This window comes from Rhizobium sp. P1_C7 (assembly GCF_056406295.1).
Map to the genome: position 1 here is coordinate 1 of NZ_JBFUAL010000019.1, position 20,728 is coordinate 20,728.

General features: G+C 62.2%; 23 protein-coding genes. 9 read left to right on the top strand and 14 right to left on the bottom strand.

From position 1 onward, the window contains the following. Positions 1-602 (top strand): LysR family substrate-binding domain-containing protein (locus tag AC1D2R_RS24010; RefSeq protein WP_477971193.1); only part of this gene is annotated, 602 nt, incomplete at its 5' end. A gap of 251 nt (positions 603-853) precedes the next feature. Here the strand turns inward: AC1D2R_RS24010 and AC1D2R_RS24015 are convergent. Continuing rightward, positions 854-1,816 (bottom strand): GlxA family transcriptional regulator, encoded by a 963-nt coding sequence (locus AC1D2R_RS24015; protein WP_477971195.1) that lies wholly within the window; start codon positions 1,814-1,816, stop codon positions 854-856. Positions 1,817-1,933: 117 nt separating this feature from the next. Here AC1D2R_RS24015 and AC1D2R_RS24020 point away from each other — a divergent pair, with 117 nt between their 5' ends. Further along, on the top strand, positions 1,934-2,761 hold the full coding sequence (locus tag AC1D2R_RS24020) for an SDR family NAD(P)-dependent oxidoreductase (RefSeq protein WP_477971197.1): 828 nt from the start codon (positions 1,934-1,936) through the stop codon (positions 2,759-2,761). A 36-nt stretch (positions 2,762-2,797) separates the two neighbouring features. Here the strand turns inward: AC1D2R_RS24020 and AC1D2R_RS24025 are convergent, their stop codons facing one another. After that, positions 2,798-3,772, bottom strand: a complete 975-nt coding sequence (locus tag AC1D2R_RS24025; RefSeq protein WP_477971199.1) for a threonine ammonia-lyase — start codon at positions 3,770-3,772, stop codon at positions 2,798-2,800. 69 nt (positions 3,773-3,841) lie between these two features. After that, the gene (locus AC1D2R_RS24030; protein WP_477971201.1) at positions 3,842-4,915 is read right to left on the bottom strand and encodes a helix-turn-helix domain-containing protein; all 1,074 of its coding nucleotides are present in this window, start codon (positions 4,913-4,915) and stop codon (positions 3,842-3,844) included. A gap of 160 nt (positions 4,916-5,075) precedes the next feature. Between AC1D2R_RS24030 and AC1D2R_RS24035 the strand changes: the two genes are divergently transcribed. Continuing rightward, positions 5,076-5,783, top strand: coding sequence for a hypothetical protein (locus tag AC1D2R_RS24035; RefSeq protein ID WP_477971203.1), 708 nt, complete (start codon positions 5,076-5,078; stop codon positions 5,781-5,783). Here AC1D2R_RS24035 and ggt read toward each other — a convergent pair whose 3' ends face one another. The 7 genes from ggt to AC1D2R_RS24070 all read right to left on the bottom strand — a co-directional run bounded on the left by ggt (position 5,784) and on the right by AC1D2R_RS24070 (position 11,547). Next, positions 5,784-7,529 carry a gamma-glutamyltransferase gene (ggt, locus tag AC1D2R_RS24040; RefSeq protein ID WP_477971205.1) on the bottom strand — a complete coding sequence of 582 codons (1,746 nt, stop codon included), beginning with the start codon at positions 7,527-7,529 and terminating at the stop codon, positions 5,784-5,786. Positions 7,530-7,667: 138 nt separating this feature from the next. Then, positions 7,668-8,678: an alpha/beta fold hydrolase gene (locus AC1D2R_RS24045; protein ID WP_477971207.1), complete on the bottom strand. Its 1,011-nt coding sequence runs from the start codon at positions 8,676-8,678 to the stop codon at positions 7,668-7,670. Positions 8,679-8,745: 67 nt separating this feature from the next. Then, complete coding sequence (locus tag AC1D2R_RS24050; RefSeq protein WP_477971209.1) at positions 8,746-9,366, bottom strand: hypothetical protein; 621 nt, start codon at positions 9,364-9,366, stop codon at positions 8,746-8,748. Positions 9,367-9,471: 105 nt separating this feature from the next. After that, complete coding sequence (gene ykgO, locus AC1D2R_RS24055) at positions 9,472-9,597, bottom strand: type B 50S ribosomal protein L36 (RefSeq protein ID WP_037069952.1); 126 nt, start codon at positions 9,595-9,597, stop codon at positions 9,472-9,474. A gap of 162 nt (positions 9,598-9,759) precedes the next feature. Continuing rightward, entirely contained in the window at positions 9,760-10,836 is a 1,077-nt protein-coding gene (locus AC1D2R_RS24060) for a 5-(carboxyamino)imidazole ribonucleotide synthase (RefSeq protein WP_477971211.1), read from the bottom strand. Then, positions 10,833-11,327, bottom strand: coding sequence for a 5-(carboxyamino)imidazole ribonucleotide mutase (gene purE, locus AC1D2R_RS24065; RefSeq protein WP_037069377.1), 495 nt, complete (start codon positions 11,325-11,327; stop codon positions 10,833-10,835). The genes AC1D2R_RS24060 and purE overlap by 4 nt, the downstream gene beginning before the upstream one ends. Before the next feature lie 16 nt (positions 11,328-11,343). Further along, positions 11,344-11,547, bottom strand: coding sequence for a YdcH family protein (locus AC1D2R_RS24070; protein ID WP_037069374.1), 204 nt, complete (start codon positions 11,545-11,547; stop codon positions 11,344-11,346). Positions 11,548-11,776: 229 nt separating this feature from the next. On the opposite strand from AC1D2R_RS24070, the gene AC1D2R_RS24075 reads away from it, so the two are divergent. Continuing rightward, on the top strand, positions 11,777-11,950 hold the full coding sequence (locus tag AC1D2R_RS24075) for a YdcH family protein (RefSeq protein WP_477971213.1): 174 nt from the start codon (positions 11,777-11,779) through the stop codon (positions 11,948-11,950). Between the two features lie 153 nt (positions 11,951-12,103). On the opposite strand, the gene AC1D2R_RS24080 is transcribed toward AC1D2R_RS24075, so the two are convergent. Together AC1D2R_RS24080 and AC1D2R_RS24085 are read right to left on the bottom strand one after the other, a co-directional pair. Further along, on the bottom strand, positions 12,104-12,364 hold the full coding sequence (locus AC1D2R_RS24080; RefSeq protein WP_037069369.1) for an ArsR/SmtB family transcription factor: 261 nt from the start codon (positions 12,362-12,364) through the stop codon (positions 12,104-12,106). 69 nt (positions 12,365-12,433) lie between these two features. Next, complete coding sequence (locus tag AC1D2R_RS24085) at positions 12,434-13,198, bottom strand: sulfite exporter TauE/SafE family protein (protein ID WP_477971215.1); 765 nt, start codon at positions 13,196-13,198, stop codon at positions 12,434-12,436. 107 nt (positions 13,199-13,305) lie between these two features. Here AC1D2R_RS24085 and AC1D2R_RS24090 point away from each other — a divergent pair, with 107 nt between their 5' ends. The 5 genes from AC1D2R_RS24090 (at position 13,306) to AC1D2R_RS24110 (ending at position 18,419) form a co-directional block, all read left to right on the top strand. Next, complete coding sequence (locus tag AC1D2R_RS24090) at positions 13,306-13,959, top strand: thiamine phosphate synthase (RefSeq protein WP_477971217.1); 654 nt, start codon at positions 13,306-13,308, stop codon at positions 13,957-13,959. A gap of 10 nt (positions 13,960-13,969) precedes the next feature. Then, entirely contained in the window at positions 13,970-15,052 is a 1,083-nt protein-coding gene (locus tag AC1D2R_RS24095) for a tetratricopeptide repeat protein (protein ID WP_477971219.1), read from the top strand. A 330-nt stretch (positions 15,053-15,382) separates the two neighbouring features. Then, positions 15,383-16,183 (top strand): inositol monophosphatase family protein, encoded by an 801-nt coding sequence (locus AC1D2R_RS24100; protein ID WP_477971221.1) that lies wholly within the window; start codon positions 15,383-15,385, stop codon positions 16,181-16,183. A 100-nt stretch (positions 16,184-16,283) separates the two neighbouring features. Next, on the top strand, positions 16,284-17,384 hold the full coding sequence (locus AC1D2R_RS24105) for a flagellar motor protein MotA (RefSeq protein WP_477971223.1): 1,101 nt from the start codon (positions 16,284-16,286) through the stop codon (positions 17,382-17,384). A 3-nt stretch (positions 17,385-17,387) separates the two neighbouring features. Further along, positions 17,388-18,419, top strand: coding sequence for a peptidoglycan -binding protein (locus AC1D2R_RS24110; protein WP_477971225.1), 1,032 nt, complete (start codon positions 17,388-17,390; stop codon positions 18,417-18,419). 98 nt (positions 18,420-18,517) lie between these two features. Here the strand turns inward: AC1D2R_RS24110 and AC1D2R_RS24115 are convergent, their stop codons facing one another. Together AC1D2R_RS24115 and AC1D2R_RS24120 are read right to left on the bottom strand one after the other, a co-directional pair. Next, positions 18,518-18,706: a YegP family protein gene (locus AC1D2R_RS24115; protein WP_057467340.1), complete on the bottom strand. Its 189-nt coding sequence runs from the start codon at positions 18,704-18,706 to the stop codon at positions 18,518-18,520. 172 nt (positions 18,707-18,878) lie between these two features. Beyond that, positions 18,879-20,681 carry an ABC transporter transmembrane domain-containing protein gene (locus tag AC1D2R_RS24120; RefSeq protein ID WP_477971227.1) on the bottom strand — a complete coding sequence of 601 codons (1,803 nt, stop codon included), beginning with the start codon at positions 20,679-20,681 and terminating at the stop codon, positions 18,879-18,881. Positions 20,682-20,728 lie beyond the last annotated feature (47 nt).

Consider the following 20,728-nt stretch of genomic DNA (forward strand, 5'->3'; position numbering starts at 1 on the left):
CCGTCTATCCGGCCACCACAGGGGTGCTGCCGGYGTTCCTGGCAAAGATCGCCCGCAAGTATCCGGATGTGCGCATCCATATTTCCAGCGGCAACACCAGCGATATCATCCGCAGCCTGGAAAGCGGCCAGATCAATCTCGGCTTCATCCGACCGGTCGAGAACATCGGCTCGCTGCGGTTCTTCTCGATTGCCCATGAGCGCTATCTGCTGGCGGTCGCAAAGGCGAGCCCGCTGGCAGCGCAAGAGGAGATCGGCATCGAGGATCTTCGCGATGAGAAGATCATCGCCTTCAACAGGCAGAACCTGTCTTTCACCGAGCGGTACTTCAACGAGAAGTTCGAGGCGTATGATCTGACCCGCAATATCGCCTATACCTGCGACGACACCTACTCACTGGTGTCGCTTGTCTCGGCAGGGCTCGGCATCGGCTTTGCACCGGAGTGGGTTCGCGATCTGCCCAACCGTGCCTTCGAGCTCAAGAAGGTGAGGGGGATCGATTTCCGGATCGGGCTCGGGGTTGCCTGGAACAGAGACGATCCCACTGCCTCGCGCGATGACATTGTCGATATCGCCCGATCGCTGGCAAGGTCGGGCAGGTGAGGGCACATTCACCCGTTGGATCCTGCTGATAGAAACTCACTATATTTTTGGTGATCCGGTATCGCGCCAACGTGACGCCCCCAAAAAACGCTGCCAATGCCGACCATCAGGCTCTGATCCCGCTAGTCAGCCAGGAAGTCCGATGCATTGCCGATAGCCTTGCACAGCGTCGCATAAAGCCTGCATACGTCATCGCATGGTCAAGTTGGTGCGCCCGCATCATTCGACCGTTAAACGAGCTCACATGAGATCTAAAATGCAACTGTAAAGCTAGGATCGAAAGCGTGCTGCGCGTTGCGACGGATTGCCTGCGGCGGTTGGCCGAAGGCGCGGACGAAGGCGCGGCGCATGCGCTCGCGATCTGCAAAGCCGGTCTCCGCGGCGACGACGTCGATCGGGTGCCGACTCTGTTCCATCATCAGCCGCGCCGCCTCGAGGCGCAGGTTTTCGACGGCCTTGGCGGGCGATTGTCCGGTCTCTGCGCGGAAGGCGCGGCTGAACTGGCGGGGGCTCAGATGCGCCGCTTCGGCAAGCTCGTCCACCGACAGTGTGTTCTTCAGATTGCCGCGCGCATAGGCGAGCGCCTTCTGGATGCGATCCGACTTCGGTTCCAGCTCCAGCAGGGTCGAAAACTGCGATTGGCCGCCGGCCCGGCGGTGATAGACGACGAGTTTGCGGGCGACGGATCGGGCGACCTCTGCGCCATGATCCTTCTCGACCATGGCGAGCGCAAGATCGACGCCGGCCGTCATGCCTGCCGATGTCCAGACAGATCCGTCGACGATGAAGATGCGGTCCTCCTCGATCGTTATCCTGGGATAGCGGGACTGCAGCTCGCGGGCGAGCAGCCAGTGGGTGGTGGCGCGGCGGCCGTCCAACACGCCCGCTTCGGCCAGGAAGAAGGCGCCGGTGCAGATCGAGGCTACGCGGCGGGACTGGCCGAGGGCCGCGCGAATGAAATCACTCTCGGCCTGCGTGGGCAGCGTGACGCCGGGGGCGCCTGAGATCATCAGCGTGTCGAAGGCCGGATCGTCGAACGGCTCGGTGTCTATGGACATTCCGAAGGAGCTTGGCACGGGGCCGCCGGTCTTCGAGATATAGCGGATCCCGTAGGTTTCGCCGCCAAGATCGATATTGGCGAATTCGAAGACAGAGACCGCGGCCAGGCTCATCACCTGGAAACCGGGGAAGAGAAGCATGGCGATGGTCTGCACGGCCGTAAACTCCATTGTCCTAAAAGGTGGTATATATGACATTCAGGCCGTCGGCAATTCGGCATAGACTCTTCCGAAGCGAGCGGCAGGGGCCGGCGCAGCAGAAGGAAGAAAGCGATGACACAGACATCCGAGGCGCAGAGATCCAAGACACCGGCATCCAAGGGCACGGCGCTGATCACCGGCGCATCGTCGGGCATCGGCGCGGTCTATGCGCACCGGCTCGCCAAGCGCGGCTATGACCTGATTCTCGTGGCCCGCAATGGCGAGCGTCTCTCGGCGCTTGCGAGCAGGCTGACCGATGAAACCGGCCGCACCATCGAAACGCTCACTGCCGATCTCGGCGACCGGGTCGGCCTCCGTCGCGTCGAGGAGGTGCTGAGAACCGACCGCAGCATTGCGCTCCTCGTCAACAACGCCGGTGTCGGCGGGACGTCGCCGCTGCTTTCCTCCGACGTCGACAAGATGCAGGCGATGATCGAGCTCAACGTCACGGCGCTGATGCGGCTGACCTATGCCGCCGTGCCCGGTTTCGTTGCCCGTGGTGGCGGATCGATCATCAACATCGCTTCGATCGTCGCCATCGGGCCGGAGGTGCTGAATGGCGTCTATGGTGCCAGCAAGGCCTTCGTCCTTGCCTTCAGCCAGTCTCTCAAACACGAGCTGGCGGACCAGGACATTCGTGTGCAGGCGGTGCTGCCCGGTGCGACCGCGACCGAATTTTGGGACATCGCGGGGACGCCCGTCGAGCATCTGCCTTCTGAAATCGTCATGTCCGCCGAAGATATGGTCGATGCCGCGCTGGCGGGCTTCGATCAAGACGAGTTTGCAACGATCCCGGCGCTTCAGGACGCTGGATTGCTGAAGGCGTACGAGGATGCCCGCCAGGCGCTGCTGCCAAACCTGTCGCGCTCCGCGCCGGCGCAGCGTTACAAGGCCGCCTGACGATATCGCTTGTCAGAGGCGGGTTTCGGCCCGCCTTTATCCGTGAAGCGCAAGCGCCCTGGCGAAGATGTCGGCATCGACGTTGCCACCCGAGGTGACGACGATGGCGTCTTCTTCGTCCATCTGCTCGCCATGGAACAGGGCTGCTGCAAGCGCCACTGCGCCGCCCGGCTCGACGACGATCTTCAGCCGCGTGAAGGCAAGGGACATGGCGCGTAGCGCTTCGTCGTCGCTGACCACGATGCCGGCACCGGCAAGGCGTTTCAGGATCGGGAAGGTAATGTTGCCAGGCTGCGGCGTGATGATGGCGTCACAGATCGAGCCGGTCAGCGTCGCATTGCGTTCGATCCTGCCCGATGCAAGCGAGCGCGTCGTGTCGTCGAAGCCATCGGGCTCGCAGGGGCGCACGCGGAACGCCGGGGCGCTCGCTTCCAGCGCCAACGCTATGCCGGAGGAAAGGCCGCCGCCGCCGCAGGGCACCAGGACCTCGGCCGACTTCACGCCTTCCTCCTCGGCCTGCTCGGCAATCTCGAGGCCCGTCGTCCCCTGTCCCGCAATCACCTGCGGTTCGTCGAAGGGCTTGATCAGCGTCAGTTTGCGCTCCGTCGACAGCTCAGCGCCGATCGCGTCGCGGTCCTGCGTCGCGCGGTCGTAAAGCACAACTTCTGCACCGATTGCGCGGGTGTTGGCGATCTTCAGCTTCGGCGCGTCCGACGGCATGATGATGACGGAAGGTATGCCGTGCAGCTTGGCGGCAAGGGCGACCCCCTGCGCGTGATTGCCTGACGAAAAGGCGATGACGCCGCGGGCGCGAACAGCCGGATCGAGGGATGAGACCGCTGCCCAGCCGCCGCGGAATTTGAACGAGCCCGTATGCTGCAGGCATTCGGCCTTCACGAAGATGCGCCGTCCGGCGATGTCGTTAAGGAACGGGGATGAGAGAAGCGGCGTGCGGCGTGCATGTCCGCGCAGGCGGGCGCGGGCTGCGACGATCATTTCAATGCTGGCCATGGAAGCTCTTTCAGATGATGGTCCGCTCATGCTTAGGGCGGCATGCTGTCGTTGTGAACGGCGATTTTGTCACGGTGACACGAAAAGCGTCTTTTTTGCAGGCGGCTCAAGCGCAACGAGGTTCGCGCGGTTGCGCCGTCTGAATTCCGTGGGGCTTGTGCCGCTCAAGCGCAGGAATTCGCGATTGAAATTCGACTTGCTGATGAAGCCGCAGTCGAACATCAGCCGTGTCACCGGCTCGGCGGTCTGCGCCAAGAGCTCGCAGGCGGCGCGAATGCGGAAATCATTGACATATTGCGACACGCTCATGCCGTGGACGCGGTTGACAGCAATCGAGACGCGGCGGGCCGGCAGGTTCATTTTCCGGGCTATGCGGCCGAGGCTGAGGTCTGGATCGCGGTAGATTTGGCGCGATTGCATGAGGCGATCGAGAGCCGCCGCTATGGTGGCGTCTTCCTCCGTCGGCGCCGGCGCTGCGGCGAGTTGCGGTTCGGAAGACGGGTTGTCGAGCGACTGGCTGCCGCTTGCAACGGCGGCGGCCGTGCCGAGGACGAGCAGCGTCAGGACATTGCCGAGCGCGACAATGGCACCGGAATGAATGCCGCCCGTCTGCGTCAGGTCAAGGCTGATGGCGATGTCGGCGATGGCGGATGCGATCAGCGCCACGGCAGTGATCAGCAGGGAGCGGTAAGACAGCAGGGCACCGTCGAGACGTGAGGAGACGAGCGCATCGGGGCCGTGACGCGCAAGCCATAGGAGTGCTGCGCCATTGGCGATGAAAATGGCGGTCAGGACCGGACTGACCGGTTCGCGCCAGAAAACCAGGAGGCAGGCGGTCAGGGCAGCAGGCAGCAGATGCGGCCAGAAGCGAACAAGAGAGACCCGCCCCTCCAACGCAAGGCTTCGGAAGCTGATCCAGGCGAGGCTGGCGATCAGCGAGGCGATGATCGCCTGGGCCGGAAGGATCTCGGTGACGTCGTAGCCCCAGCGGATGCCGATCAGCACCGATTGCAGCGCGTAGACGCTGATCAGAAGCAGAAAGGGGCGTTTTTCCGGCGCGCGCCAATCGCCCTGCCGGAACATTCGGACCAACAGGATGACAAGCAAAAGCGCGATGACGAAGGGCAGTGGAACGAAGATCATGATGGCGGATCCGATGACGCATGCCTGAATATCAGCACGAGAATGGCCCTGATCGCAATCGCGGGCGACCCGGATTGCGTTTCAGGTCTCGATAAATGTCTCCATTCGTCACATTGCCTCAGCCGCCACGTTCAGGGCGGCTCTCTCAAGGAGACAGGCGATGACATTTTTCCTATTCATACCCGCATTCTTCATGACGCTGGTTGCGGCCTTTGCCGATACCGGGTCGCCCGGCGAGGTACTCGACATTTCAGCCGTCCGCACCATCGTCGTCAGCGGCGATGCGAGCGATATCAGGATCACCACCAAACCGGGCGAGCCGTACCGGGCAGAGACGCGCGGGCGCCGTGGCGGGTGGTTTTCCTCATGGTATTCCAGCTGGCTCTTCGATAGTTGCCGGGATCGCAGCCAGATGCATATCGCGGGAACGACGTTGCGGGTCGAGGTGACGCAGACCTCGTGGATGGATTTGTCGGACTGCACACCCGTCGTGTTCGCGAACGTCCCGTCGGGCAGTGCGGTTCGCGTCGATCAGCAAACCGTCAAGGCCCGGTTCGAGGGCGATTTCGCCAGGCTTGGAATCTCAAGCAAGGCAGCCGACATCGCGCTCGAGGGCCATGCCTCCACTGTCGATATTCTGGGTGCGGCCGTGCGGGCGCGGCTGAATTACGATGCGATCCGGCGCGACGAGCGGATCGATATCACGGCGCAATCGCTGGAGGCCGAACTCGGTTTCGGCAGGGATGTGCCGGTTGAGTATACGGTGACCGCCAAGGCGGCCCTTGTCGACAGTCCGAGCCCAAGCGTTTCCGGCGCCAGGCCGCTGGTGACGATCAAGGGCGATTACGTTCACGCCCGCATCCGCTGATCAATAACCGCCGGCCGATCCCTCGGGCGCGCGGCTGTCCATGGCGCCGTAATAGCGCGCGCCGCCGCCCTTTTCGATATCGGCGAGGCTCTTTCCGCCGACGAGGATACCGGCGGCCTGGCCCCATTGCGGCGGCCCGCTGCCGTCGTCCAGCGTGTGGCCCATGGAAATGAGCGTTCGGACCGTATCGGGGGAGAGGGTGTATGGTTCGAAATAGATCTTGTCCGGCTGCCATTGATGGTGAATGCGCGGGGCGTTGACAGCCTGGCTGATGTCCATGCCGAAATCGACCACGTTCAGGATCGCTTCGAGCGTAATGGTGATGATGCGCGAGCCGCCGGGGCTGCCGATCACCATGAACGGCTTGCCGTCCCTGGTGACGATCGTGGGGCTCATCGACGAGAGCGGCGTCTTCTTTGGCGCGATGGCGTTGGCTTCGCCCTGGACCAGGCCATAGAGGTTCGGCACCCCTGGCTTGGAGGTGAAGTCATCCATTTCGTTGTTGAGCAGGATGCCCGTGCCGGGCGCCACCACGCCGGCACCGAAGGAGCCGTTCAGCGTATAGGTGACGGCCACCACGTTGCCCTCGTCGTCGATGATCGAATAGTGCGTCGTCTCAACGCTTTCCTTGGCGCCGAGCGGTTTCAGGTTGGCCGAAGTACCCGCCTTGTAGGTATCGATCTTGGCGCGGATATCCTTGGCATATCCCTTGTCCAACAACCTGGACACCGGATTCTCGATGAAATCGGGATCGCCAAGTGCGGCATTGCGATCGACATAGGCGTAGCGCATCGCTTCCACCATGAGATGTACCGTCTCGGCAGAACCGTAGCCGAGAAAGGGGAGCGGATAGGCTTCCAGCACGTTCAGGATTTCGCAGATGATGACGCCGCCGGAGGAGGGTGGAGGCGAGGAGACGATGCCGTAGCCGCGATAATTGCACTCGATCGGTTTCAGCTCCCGTACGGCATACTGTTCGAAATCCTCCTTCACGAGGATGCCACCCTTGGCCTGGCTCGCCTTGACGATGGCATCTGCTGGAGTGCCCTTGTAGAAGGCGTCCGGTCCCTTATGCGCGATGCTGGCGAGCACGGCGCCGAGGTCGGGCTGTATCAGCCTCTCGCCGGCGGTATAGGTCTTGCCATCCGATTTCAGGAATATCTTCGCGGCGGCCTCGTCCTTGTGCAAGCGCTTGGCGCTGCCGGCGAGGCTCGCGGCGTCGCCCGGCTCAAGCGTGAAGCCCTCCTGTGCATAGCGGATGGCCGGTCCCAGCAGCTCGTCGCGAGATTTCGTGCCGTATTTCTCGCGCGCGGTCTCGAAGCCCATGACGGAACCGGGCACGCCGACGGCGAGGTACCCGTCGAGACTGGCGCGCGGCACAACATCTCCCTTGGCATCGAGATACATCGCCTTGGTGGCGGCAAGCGGCGCGCGTTCGCGGAAGTCGAGGAAGGTCGTTCGGCCGTCCTTCAACCGGATGGTCATGAAGCCACCGCCGCCGATGTTGCCGGCTGAGGGATAGACGACCGCCAGCGCATAGCCGACCGCGACCGCCGCATCCACCGCGTTGCCGCCGCTCTTCAGGACATTGACGCCGACGTCGGTTGCCAGATGCTGGGCGGTAACGACCATGCCGTGTTCGGCCTCGACGGGCGCGGGCGATGCGGCGAAGGCCGGTGTCAGCGGCGCAAGGGCGAGCGACAGCGCGGCTACGACGGCGAATGATTTCATGCAGAGGCGGTCCATGGCTTCCCTCGAAGGACGGCGATAGGAAAGATATGGGACGCCTGTGCCGCGAGGCAATGATACCGCACGTTTCACGCCACCAGTTCGGCCAGATTCCAGCATTGGGCCACCAGTCGCGGAACGCGCGACGTCTCGGGGCTAGCCACGATGGACGCCTTGGCGCGCAAGGCGTTCTTCCGCCGTGCGCGCCACAGCCTGTAGATCGTGGGGCTGTCCCGCGATCTTTTCCAGCGCGGCGATGGCGACGTCGGTTGCCAGATAGTCCGGCTTGTGTCCGACACCGCGGACCCTGACCAGCTCGGAATGCACGATGTCGCGGGCCAGTCCCTGCGAGTGGACATGCTCCCAGACGATATCGTCGCTATCGCCCGTGATGATGACCGTCGGTGCAGCGATTTGCGCGTAAAGAGGCGACTGTGCCTTCACATAGCGGAGCAGCCGGGTGCAATCGGCGGCATTGTTGTAGAATGTCTCCGGTCGCAGCACCAGAGCGGGGCCGGTGCTTGCGATATAGTCCGCAGGGCGCGGATTGGGGCTGAAGACGCTCTGGGTTCCCTGTTCCATCCGCCACAGTCCAAGGGGCACCACGAGCGCGTGCGTAAAGAGCCACCCGATCAGCGGCACGGTCGCGACATGGTAGTACCAGTCGACCCCTCCCGGCCACGGATGAGTCGCCGGGGCGAGGAAGAGGAGGCCGCTGGTCTTTTCCGGATGGCGAACGCCGAAGGCCGCAGCAATCGCGCCGCCGAAGGAATGTCCGACGATGATCGCCTTCTCTATGCCGCGCTTCTCCATGAGGTGCGCGATGGCGTCCGCCTGGCCGGATGGAAACACGTTTTCCGAGCCGCCACGCTCGGAATAGCCATGACCCGGCCGGTCGACGAACAGCATTTCCGCGCGGCCGGCGAGCGGCGCAAGAAAGGCTCGACGCTGGTCGAGCAGGTTACCGCTGGCGCCGTGGATGAAGACAAGAGCGGGAAGGTCGGCGGATTGTGGGCGTGGAACATGAACGGCATTCATGCGGTAGCCGCCGATGTCGGTCAGTTCTCCGATATTGGGATGTGCCTGCTCGATCTGGTGCGCCATATAGGAGGAGTAACCGATGGCGGCTGCAAGGGGTGCGAGGAGCACTGAGACTTCGGCAAACATGAAAGCGACCTGAACAAACGTACGGACACATTACGAAGGATAGGCAGCAGCGGTTCACCGTCGGGGATCAGGTGCGGTTGCCTGCCAGTTTTTCGGCGAGTGTGTTCATCTGTTCCTGTGCTGTGCGATTGGCCGGGTATATGTCGAGAAATCGCTCCCAGGCCTTGAGCGCAAGCGTGTCGTTGCCCGACTCGGTGAGAATTGCCGCCATGCCTGACAGTGCGCCGAAATGGCGCGGCTCGATATCGAGGACGCGTTCGATGTCGGACATGGATTTGCGCATGCTGCCGTTGGCATAGTTCAACGTCGCGCGGCGGTTCCAGCTCTCGGCGTAGTTCGGCTTCAAAGCGATTGCCTGATCGAGGAAATCGAGGGCTGCGGCGTTGCGCTTATCCTGGATCGCCTTGTCGGCCCATTGCATCAGCAGGTTGACCGTGGCACTGCCGGAATCGTTCCATTCGGTGCGAATCTCGTCGGCAATACCGCTCGCCTTGTCGGCGTCGCGCTCGCGTTTCAGCTGCGTATAGAGCTGGTCGAGATGCTGTTTGGGGGAGAGGTTCGCATTGGCATCCGGCTGCTCGACGATCGTTTCCTTGTCCTGCGCGGCGGCAGGCGGCACCGAAGCCAGCAAGGCGAGAGCGAGCGGTAGCACCGCTGATGTCATGGCTAAAAGACGCATGGCGGGCATACTAGCCCGCCAACGCAGAAGATCAAAGCGATTTAACGGATCACCTCGGCAATCCCCCGAACAAGCTCAGGCACACAAGGCGCCGAGCCATTCGGCCGTGCGCTATCAGCCCTGACGAGCCTTGAAGCGCGGGTTCAGCTTGTTGATGATGTAGACGCGGCCCTTGCGGCGAACCAGGCGGTTGTCACGGTGACGAGCCTTGAGCGACTTGAGCGAATTCTTGATCTTCATTGTTTTGATCCGCGATGTTTGGGGGAATTCACATTCGCCCGTATATATTACATTCAAAAGCGCGCTCAGGGCGCGCTCTTCAGGTTGGGCGTGCAGATAACCCGGCCACTTGTCTGTGTCAACCACACGAAGGTGTTTTTCCCGTGGCGGAAGTGCGTTCGGTCAGGGAAAGACCGACGATTTTGCCGTCAGCGTCGTGACGTGCCCCATCTTGCGGCCGGGCCGGGATTCTGTCTTGCCGTAGAGGTGAACCAGCGTATCGCGGCGCTTTAGCCAGTCGGGCAGCGCCAGGATATCGTCGCCGATCAGGTTCTGCATAACGCAGTCGGAGTGACGATCGGCATTGCCGAGCGGCAAGCCGGCGACGGCGCGGATATGCTGCTCGAACTGCGAGACGGCGCAGGCTGCTTCCGTCCAATGGCCGGAGTTGTGAACGCGTGGCGCCATCTCGTTGGCGATCAGGCTGCCATCGGCGAGCACAAAGAACTCGATGCCGACGACGCCGACATAGCCGAGCGTCGCCAGGATCTTCTCCGCAGCCTCGCGGGCGGCGGCAGCCGTCGCGTCGGTGATGGAGGCGGGTACCGTCGAAGTGTGGAGAATGCCGTTGCGGTGGATGTTTTCGGCCGGATCGAAGCAGGTGACCGTTCCGTCCGTCGCTCGCGCGGCAATGATAGAGATCTCGCGCTCGAAGGAAACGAAGCTTTCGAGAATCAGCGGCACGCCGCCGAGGGCGGCATAGGCGCCGTCGGCGCTGTCGGCGCCGGAGCGGAAGACCTTCTGGCCCTTGCCGTCATAGCCGAGCCGGCGGGTTTTCACGACGCCTTGGCCGCCGAAGTCCCGCAGTGCGGCCTCGAGGTCGGACTGGCTGTCCACGGCACGAAAATCCGCTGTCGGTATGCCGCAGCCATTGATGAAGCGCTTCTCGACCAAGCGGTCCTGTGCCGCTTCCAGAGCTACGGGCGGCGGGTAGACCGGAACGCTCCCCGCGAGCGTTTCCGCGGCGGAAACGGGCACGTTCTCGAATTCATAGGTAACGACGTCGCAGTCCTTGGCAAGTGCGGCGAGAGCCGCCGGATCGTCGTAGGCGGCAACGATCTGGCCGTTCGCCACCTGTGCGGCGGGACAATCGACCTGCGGCTCAAGGATGATGGTGCGGAAGTTCAGCCGTGCAGCCGCCATGGCCATCATGCGGCCCAGTTGGCCGCCGCCGATGATGCCGATCGTTGTTGTTGTCATAGGTCGTCCATCGGGTATTCCGCGACAGCGGCGCTCTGGCGCTCGCGCCATTCGTCAAGGCGGTCGGCGATTTCCTCGTCCGACAGGGCAAGGACGGCGGCAGCGAGGAGGGCGGCGTTGATCGCGCCCGCTTTGCCGATCGCCAGCGTGCCGACCGGAATGCCGCCCGGCATCTGAACAATGGAAAGGAGACTGTCCTGACCCGACAGTGCCTTGGACTGAACCGGTACGCCAAAGACCGGAAGCGGCGTCATGGCTGCTGCCATTCCCGGCAGATGAGCGGCGCCGCCGGCGCCAGCAATAATGACCTTGAAGCCTTCGTCCCGCGCCGACTTGGCGAAATTCACCAGGCGATCGGGCGTGCGGTGGGCCGAAATGATGCGGGCGTCGTATGGGATTTCCAGCGCTTCCAGCGTATCGGCGGCGTTCTTCATGGTCTCCCAATCCGACTGGCTGCCCATGATGATGGCTACGGGTGGTCTGTCTGTCATCGTCACGACAATTCCCTCAGGCGATGATATCAGGGATGATCTGGTCCTCGAGCTTCGTCAGCTTGTCCTTGATAACCAGTTTCTTCTTCTTCATGCGTTGAATGCGCAGCGCGTCGCATCCGGTAGCAATCATGGCGTTGATGGCGACATCATAGTCTTCGTGCTCCTGACGCATGCGCGCAACGATGAGCCTGACTTCCGCCTGTTCCTGATCCGGCATTTGTATTCCCCACGATCGTCTTCGGACGCTGTCCGGCCTGGCGATGATTTTTGCATGCTCCTATCATCAAATAGCGGTAACGGCTAGTTGGTGATGACCATGAATTTGCCACGTAGTCTCCTTGTTTTCGCCTTCGACAAGCTTTCAGAAATGTGTCACACTTTAAAGGTTGACGCCTTGGATCTCCGGCGGTGTTGGCCGGAGAGAGGTAAGAGGAAGGAAGGGTCAAATGACTGTTCAAGCTCATCTTGAATCACTCCAGAAAAAGCATGGCGCTCTTGAGGACGAGCTTCATTCGCTTATGGTATCCCCCTCGAGAGACGACCGTGAGGTTGCCGAGTGCAAGCGCAGGAAGTTGCGCATCAAGGACGAGATTGAGCGTCTCAAATCATCCGTACATTGACAGGATAACCAGATACTTGACGTGGGCCCGCGCGACAACAGAAGGTGATATCGCAAGATTCCCAATGATTTAGCAAGATTTTGCGTCAGGTAGGATTCCAGAGCGCCGGTTGCGGAACAAGTCGCAATCGGCGCTCTTTCTTTTTCGGCAGGGTCAGGCCCAGAATTGATCCAGCCACAGGTTGAGCCTGTCGAATCCTCGATTATTGACGGCATAGATGCGCTTGGTGCCGTTTGCTGTCACCGAAACCAGGTTGCAATCGAGCAGTGCCTTGAGGTGCTGGGAGACGGCGGGGCGGCTTATCGGAAGGCCTTCGGCAAGTTCGTTGACGGTGCGCGGCGCTCGTCGCAGCTCCTCCAGCAGGAAGCGCCGGTGAGGGTCGGCTATCGCAGTGAAGGCGTCCGCGTTCGACATGGCGGAAAGCTACGTCAAACGAAGCAGTTCGGCAAGGAGATTGTGCGTCGCAGCGAAAGCGCGGTATCGCTAGTAACCCAGGCCCTCGCGTGCGATCAGGATGGCTGCGATCAGCGCCATGGCATACATGAACGGATAGAAGATTGCCGGCTTCATCCGGCGCACGCACCAGGCACCGGCGAAGGTTGCCAGCGGCGCAAAGGGCAGAAGCGTGGCGGCAGCCGCGAGGTTGCGGGTGTCGAGCTGACCGAGGGCGAAGTAGGGGACGAGCTTTATCGCGTTGACAATGGCGAAGAAGCGTACGCTGGTTCCGATGTATTCGTGTGGCGGCAGTTGCAGCGGCAACGCGTAGATCTGGAACGGCGCGCCTCCGGCATGCGCCACGAAGCTGCCGTAGCCGGAGAGACTTCCCCAGAGGGTTGCCAGAAGCGGGCGCTGGCCGTGTGGCGGTGCTGTCCGTCCTGCGCCAGCGCCGAAATTGTTCCAGAAGTAGCGCAGGCAGAAGAGCACGGTGACCGTGCCGATAACAACCCGCAAGACATTGCCCGGCACAAGTGCCGAGGTCGCCCAGCCGAGTGCGATGCCGAAGATGGCACCGGGCAACATGATCTTCAGCGTTGTCCAGTCGCCATGCTTGCGCCAGATGACCAGCGAGATCATGTCCATGCAGACAAGGATCGGCAGAAGGATTGCGGCGGCCTGAACCGGCGGGACGACGAGGGCGAGAAAGGGCAGCCCGATCAACGACAGCGCGTCGCCCATACCGCCTTTCGCCAGGCCGACCAGAATGACGGCGGGGATGGCGGCGTAGTAAAATGAAAGGTCCATCGGCATGCTTTTGAAAGTCCTCCCTTGCCAGTCCCGTCTAACGGAATTACTCACACAGGACGAGTGCGGATCGGCCGGGAAACTGTGAAATCCGCTGCAAATGGAAAGAGTTCATGACCGAACCGCAAAATCGCTGCCGCCTAGTTCTGATCGTTCCCGATATCGCTGATGCCGATGAGCAGGCGAAGATCGTGGGCGATGCTCTGAAGGGCGGGGATGTCGCCTCGGTGATCGTGCCGCAATACGCATTGAACGACGGCGAGTTTCAGAAGCACGCCGAGAAGCTGGTTCCGATCATTCAGGAAGCCGGCGCCGCAGCGTTGCTCGCCGGCGACAGCCGCGTTGTCGGTCGCACCAAGGCGGACGGATTGCACCTGACGGGTCCGGCCAGCGAGATCTCAGAGGCGATCGACAAATATGCCGACAAGCTGATCGTCGGTGGCGGCAACGCGGCTGACAGGCATCATGCACTCGAAATCGGCGAGGAACGCCCCGACTACATCTTCTTCGGCAAGCTCGAGGGCGATATCAAACCGGAGGCGCATCCGAAGAACGTCGCGCTCGGCGAATGGTGGGCCTCGATGATCGAGATCCCGTGCATCGTCATGGGCGGTACGGACCCGGCTTCGGCGCTTGTGGTGGCGCAGAGTGGTGCCGAGTTCGTGGCCTTGCGGCTTGCCGTTTTCGCGGACCCCGCGCGGGCACCGTCCGTCGTGGCGGAAGTCAACGCGCTCTTGGACGAAAAAGCGCCACGGTTTGAGGATTGATATCCCGCCCATGCCGATCCTGACCCGCCATTTGCGCCTTTCTCTTATTGCGACCGCTACTGTTGTGGCAGCGCTTGCGCATGGCGCATTGGCGCAAACGGTCGACAATGTCGTGACGCGTCCGCTGACCGGAGCGCCCGAAGCGCTGAAATCGGCGCGCCCGCAGGCGGACGGTTCCGGGCCCTCGTCGGGCGTAGGCGTGTTTGACCGGATGGGGGCGAAGCTGCCCGACCTGCCGCCGGAGAAGGACTACAAGGGGCCTGTCGATGTGGCCTATGGAGCCTATCAGCGCGGCTACTACCTGACGGCGATGGATTTGGCGCTGCCGCGCGCGCAGCTGGGCGATCCGGCGGCGCAGACTCTCGTTGCCGAGATGCTTGCCTCGGGCCTTGGCGTCAAGCGCGATCCCAAGAATGCTGCCTTCTGGTATGGAAAAGCGGCGGAAGGTGGCGATGCGGCCGCCATGTTCAAATACTCCTTGATGCTCATCGAAGGGCGGATCGTCAAACGCGACAAGGCCAAGGCGGACGAGTACATGCACAAGTCGGCGGATGCCGGCAATTCTTCGGCGCAATTCAACTGGGCCCAGATCCTCACGGCCGATAATCCGGGCGACAAGGGATTGAAGCTGGCGCTGCCGTATTATGAGAAGTCGGCGGAGCAGGGGATCGCGGACGCCCAATATGCCGTTGCCGAGATCTATTCGGCGCTTCCCGATCTGCCGGTGGAGAAAAAGCAGCTGGCGCGCGAGTGGATGGCGCGTGCGGCGCATGCGGGGTTCGATACCGCCCAGGTCGATCTCGGTATCTGGCTTGTCAACGGCACGAACGGACCGCGCGATTTCGTCAGGGGCTTCCAATGGCTGCGTATTGCTGCCAAGGGCGGCAACGTGGTGGCGCAGAACAAGCTCGCGCACCTCTACATCAATGCGCTTGGCACCAAGCCGGACCCGATCGAGGCAGCAAAATGGTATGTGCTGTCGCGCCGCGCCGGTCTGCCGGATCCGGCGCTCGAGGATTTCTACCTCGGTATTGATGAAAGCCAGCAGAAGGCGGCGATCGATGCCGCCAACAAGTTCCGCCGGACGCGCTAGTCCCCACCTGCGCGTCGGCGTCTTCTGAACGCCGAAGGTGGCGATCGCGAGGGGCAGCGTCGAGCGCATTTTGCCCTCGAGCAAATCGCGCGCAAAGTTTTAACAACCGAGCAGAAATTCCAGGCGGCGGGCCTGAATCATCGGTTTGCGGCCGCGACGGGATCGACTTTGTCACGGCCATCTCTCTGACCTGCGGCAGCGCTCTTGAAATTTCCCTGGTTTTGTGGTCTTGAAGCCGCCAATCTTTATAGAGCGCTGCCTCCTTCGGCGATCAGGGACCTTCCCCGCCCTGACAGCGCATTCCGTTACCGTTCAAGGAAAAGTGCCCACATGGCCCGTTCAGCTCTTCTCAATGTCATGGTTCAGGCTGCCATCAAGGCAGGAAAATCGCTGGGGCGTGATTTCGGCGAAGTGCAGAACCTGCAGGTGTCCGTCAAGGGACCGGGTGATTTCGTCTCCAATGCAGACCGCAAGGCCGAGAAGATCGTCAGGGACGAACTTCTGAAGGCGCGTCCGACCTATGGCTTCCTCGGCGAGGAAAGCGAAGAGATCAAGGGCACCGACGGCGCGCATCGCTGGATCGTCGACCCGCTCGACGGCACGACGAATTTCCTGCACGGCATTCCGCAGTTTGCCGTCTCGATCGCGCTTGAGCGCAACAACGAGATCGTCGCCGGCGTCGTCTTCAACCCGGCGACCGACGAGCTGTACACCGCCGAGCGCGGCGGTGGGGCTTTCCTCAACGACCGGCGTCTTCGCGTTGGTGGGCGTCGGGTGCTTTCGGATTCTGTCGTCGCCTGCGGGGTGCCGCATCTCGGTCGCGGCAACCACGGGAAGTTCCTCGTCGAGCTTCGCCACGTCATGGGCGAAGTGGCCGGTATTCGCCGCATGGGCGCGGCATCGCTGGATCTCGCCTATGTCGCTGCCGGCCGGTTCGACGGCTACTGGGAGACGGGGCTCTCGGCCTGGGATATTGCTGCCGGGATCCTGCTGATCCGTGAAGCTGGCGGCTATGTGTCCGATTGGGATGGCGGCACCTCCATCCTGGAAACCGGCGGCGTCGTGGCCGGCAACGAGCACATTCAGAAGGCATTGCTTGATGTGGCCAAGCGACCGGTCCCCAGCCGCTAAATCGCTGTTGTAAAGACACGGTTTTCTGTTCCACGTACTTCAATTCGGCGCAATGATGCTCTAATCTTCGGAGGCGATGAAGCCGGAGGCTGCGGAATCTATGGAAAACGTGAATGTGGCGGAGTTCGGCTCGACCGAAAAACCCACGGGCAACTACAGCTACAAACTCTCCAGTCCGATGCCGTTCCTGTGGACGATGGTCATGTTCCTCGTCATCGTCGGGTTCATTGCCGCGATCTTGTTCCGACAGGCGCAGACCGCCTTCATGCACAATCCGGGCCTCAACGGCCTGATTCTCGGCGTGCTCGGCGTCGGTATCATCCTCGTCTTCACACATGTGCTGGCGCTTCGCCCCGAAGTGCGCTGGTTCAATTCGTTTCGCGCCGCAGGCAGCGCCGACAAGGTCAGCCGCGATCCCAAACTGCTGGCGCCGATGCGCACGCTGCTCGGCAGCCGCAAGGCCTCGGCCGGGCTTTCGACCGCGGCGTTCCGGTCCATCCTGGATTCGATCGCCAACCGGCTCGATGAATCACGCGACGTCTCGCGTTACCTCATCGGACTCCTGGTCTTCCTTGGCCTGCTCGGCACCTTTTGGGGCCTGATCGGTACGATCAGCTCGATCAGCAGCGTCATTCAGTCGCTCGATGCAGGGACCAACGGCAACTCCGATGTGCTCAGCGCCCTGAAGGAAGGACTGTCGACGCCGCTTTCCGGAATGGGGCAGGCATTCTCGTCCTCGCTGCTCGGCCTCTCCGGCTCGCTTATTCTTGGCTTTCTGGACCTGCAGGCCGGCCGCGCCCAGAACCGCTTCTACGTGGAACTGGAAAATTGGCTCTCGTCGGTCACCGATGTCGGGTCCGATGCGACCGTGCCGGCCATCTCTTCGGGCGCCGGCGTTTCGCCCGAAGAGATCCGCGCACTCTCCGACTATCTGCGCAAGTCCGCCGAAGACGGCGGCGCCGGCAGCCAGCGGTCTGTCGCGGCCATGGCAAACCTTGCCGAAGGCATCCAGGGCCTCGTCAAGAACATGCGCAACGAGCAGCAGATGCTGCGCGACTGGATCGAAGCGCAACAGGACGAGGCCAAGGCGATGCGTCGCACGCTCGACCGGCTCGCCGAGCGGGTTGGATCGCAGGAACGGCAAGCGTCGGCCGAACGCAGCCAACGCATGCCGCAGACCGAGAAGAGCGAGGGCAAGTAAGCCATGGCTCTTGGCCGCAAGCGTGGCCGCGAACGCGCGGTAGACTATTGGCCGGGATTCGTCGATGCGCTGTCGACGCTCCTGATCGCCGTCATGTTCCTGCTCACGGTCTTCGTCGTCGGGCAGTTCATCCTCAGCCGCGAGATCACCGGACGCGACGAAGTGCTCACACGGCTGAACAGCCAGATCAACGAGCTCACTCAGCTGCTCGCGCTCGAGAAGGGCAGCAAGCAAGACCTGGAGGATAGCGTTGCCAACCTGCAGGCGTCTCTTTCGTCCGCCGAGAGCGAGCGTTCCCGCCTGCAGTTGCTGCTTTCGGCGGGATCGGGAGGGCAGGACCAGGCACAGCAGCGGATCGGCAGTCTGACAAAGGAGCTCGACGAGCAAAAACAGACGAGCGAGAGGGCGATGAGCCAGGTCGAACTGCTCAATCAGCAGATTGCTGCGCTGCGCAGCCAGATTGCGGCCGTCGAAGTGGCTCTTCAGGCCTCGGAGCAGAAGGACCAGACGTCACAGACGAAGATCGCCGACCTTGGCCGCCGTCTCAACGTCGCGCTGGCGCAACGGGTACAGGAGCTGAACCGCTATCGCTCCGACTTCTTCGGACGGCTGCGGGAGATCCTTTCCGACCGCGAGAACATTCGTATCGTTGGCGATCGCTTCGTCTTCCAGTCGGAAGTGCTTTTCCCGTCCGGCGGGGCCGATCTCAATCCGGACGGGCAGACGGAAATGGCGAAGCTCGCCGCCGCTCTTCTCGACGTTGCGAAGGAAATTCCGCCTGAGATCAACTGGGTGCTGCGCGTCGACGGCCATACCGACAACGTACCGCTCGCCGGTACCGGGAAATTTGCCGACAACTGGCAGCTCTCAACGGGCCGCGCGATCTCGGTGGTGAAGTTCCTGATAGCCCAGGGCGTTCCCGCCGATCGCCTGGTTGCTGCTGGATTTGGTGAGTTTCAGCCGATCGCGCCGGGGGAGACGCCGGAGGCGCGTGCAACGAACCGCCGCATTGAACTCAAGCTGACTGAAAAATGATTGCCCGTGTTATGCCCCTTGATTTTGCAAGGTACGCCGGCAGGCACTGCAAAGGCCTCGAACGGAATGGCGGCGCTCGAGACGCCGCCTGATCCTTGTCAGGAGGAGGCCTTCGTCGTGTCATCGACTTCTGCGCCGGGAGCGTTCTTCTTGATGGATTCGATTGCGCTCAGCGCCGATGCCTTGGCCTTGTAGCCTTCGGAGCTGAACATCGTTTCGCCGTTCGAGGCTTTGAAACGGAACCGGAATTCGCTTGCCTTGTCCTTGTAAACTTCGAACTTGTACATCGATTTTGTCTCCCGGAATCAGGATGTTGTTCAATCTGCAAGCGCAGCGTAAAACAAAAAACACAACTATTCCATCGGGATGTTTAAGTCTTTTGCAACCCGGAATGCCATGGCTCGGTCGCCCGCAATTGCTGACGTTGGCGCTCAAGGCGACAACCGCAATGCGGCCGCGCTATTTTGTGGCAGAAAGGAACTCTTCGGCTCCCGTCTCGAACTGCAGCTTTGCCAGCTTGGCATAGAGTCCGCCATGGCGGACCAGGGTCTGGTGCGTGCCTTCTTCGACCACGCGCCCCTGGTCCAGGACCAGAATCCGGTCGGCTTTCAATACGGTTGCCAGGCGATGGGCAATAATAAGGGTGGTGCGCCCTTGCATGAGGCCGTCTAGCGCTTTTTGCACAAGTGTCTCGCTCTCGGCATCGAGCGCCGAGGTTGCCTCGTCCAGAAGCAGGAGCGGGGCGTTCTTCAGAATTGCGCGGGCAATCGCGATGCGCTGGCGCTGACCGCCGGAAAGCGTGATGCCACGCTCGCCGACCTCGGTGTCGTAGCCGTTTTCCAGCCGGGCGATGAATACGTCGGCCTGTGCTGCGATGGCGGCGGCCCGCACTTCTTGCCGGCTGGCGTCGGGGCGGCCGAAGGCAATGTTCTCGTGGATCGAGGCGGCAAAGATCGTGACATCCTGGGGTACGATCGCCATGCGCTGGCGCAGCGCGTCGGGATCGACAGTGCGGGCATCGACCCCGTCGATCAGCACGGCGCCTTGCTGTGGGTCGTAGAAGCGCAGCAGCAGCGAAAACACGGTGGTTTTCCCTGCGCCCGAAGGGCCGACGATCGCAACGGTTTCACCGGGCGCGATGCGGAAGCTCAAACCGTGCAGTGCGGATCTGCCAGGGCGCGAGGGATAGGCGAAATGGATATCGGAGAATTCGACCCGGCCAAAGGCGGGATCCGGCAGCAGTGCGGGATTTGCGGGTGCGCGGATGGGAGATACCTCGTCCAGCAGTTCTGTCAGGCGGTCGGCGGCGCCGGCTGCCTGGGACAGTTCTCCCCAGACTTCCGACAGCGCGCCAAGCGAACCCGCCGATATGACGGAGTAGAGCAGAAACTGCCCAAGCGTGCCCGGAGAAAGCGTACCGGCAAGAACATTGTGGGCGCCGACCCACAAGACGGCAACGACGCTGCCGAAGATCAGCGTGATGGCGATGCCCGTCAGTAGCGAGCGCGAGCGAATTGCCGCACGTGCGGCATCGTACGCCTTTTCGACGGCGGCTCCGTAGCGCCCGGCTGCTGCGGTCTCCCCGCCGAAGGCCTGCACCGTGCGCGTCGCTGAAATCGTCTCGTTGGCGAAGGCGGAGGCATCGGCCAGCGTGTCCTGTGCGGCGCGAGAGCGCTTGCGCACGGAACGGCCAAAGCCGACGAGCGGGAAGACAATCAGTGGAATTGCGCCGAGCACAAGGCTCGAGAGCTTCGGTGAGGTGACGATCATCATGCCCATGGCGCCGAAGCACAGGATCAGGTTGCGGAGCGCAACAGATGCGGTGGCCCCGACCGCGGATTTGATCTGTGTCGTATCCGCCGTCAGGCGGGAAACGATCTCGCCGGACTGGTTGATGTCGAAGAAGGAGGGAGACAGCCGCGTGACATGGGCGAACACGTCGCGCCGAAGGTCCGAGACGATACGCTCGCCGAGCGTAATGACGAAGTAGTAGCGGAGCGCGCTGGCGACAGCCAGCACCACCGCCATCACCATAAGCATGAGGAAGTAGCTGTTGATGAAGCGGCCGTCCGCCTGCGTGAAGCCGTGGTCGATCATGCGACGGACGGCCAGCGGCAAGGTCAGCGATGTCACGGCGGCAAGAGCCAGTGAGAAGAGGGCGCCGGCGACCATGGCGCGGTAGCGCATGACGTAGGGCGCCAATCTGCCGAGTGGCCTCAGAGAACGCGACTTCTTGTCCCCGGTCTGCGCTGCGTCTGTCAATTCATCTCCGATCGCCTTCAACACCGTGCAAGACGGTTGAGGGCTCT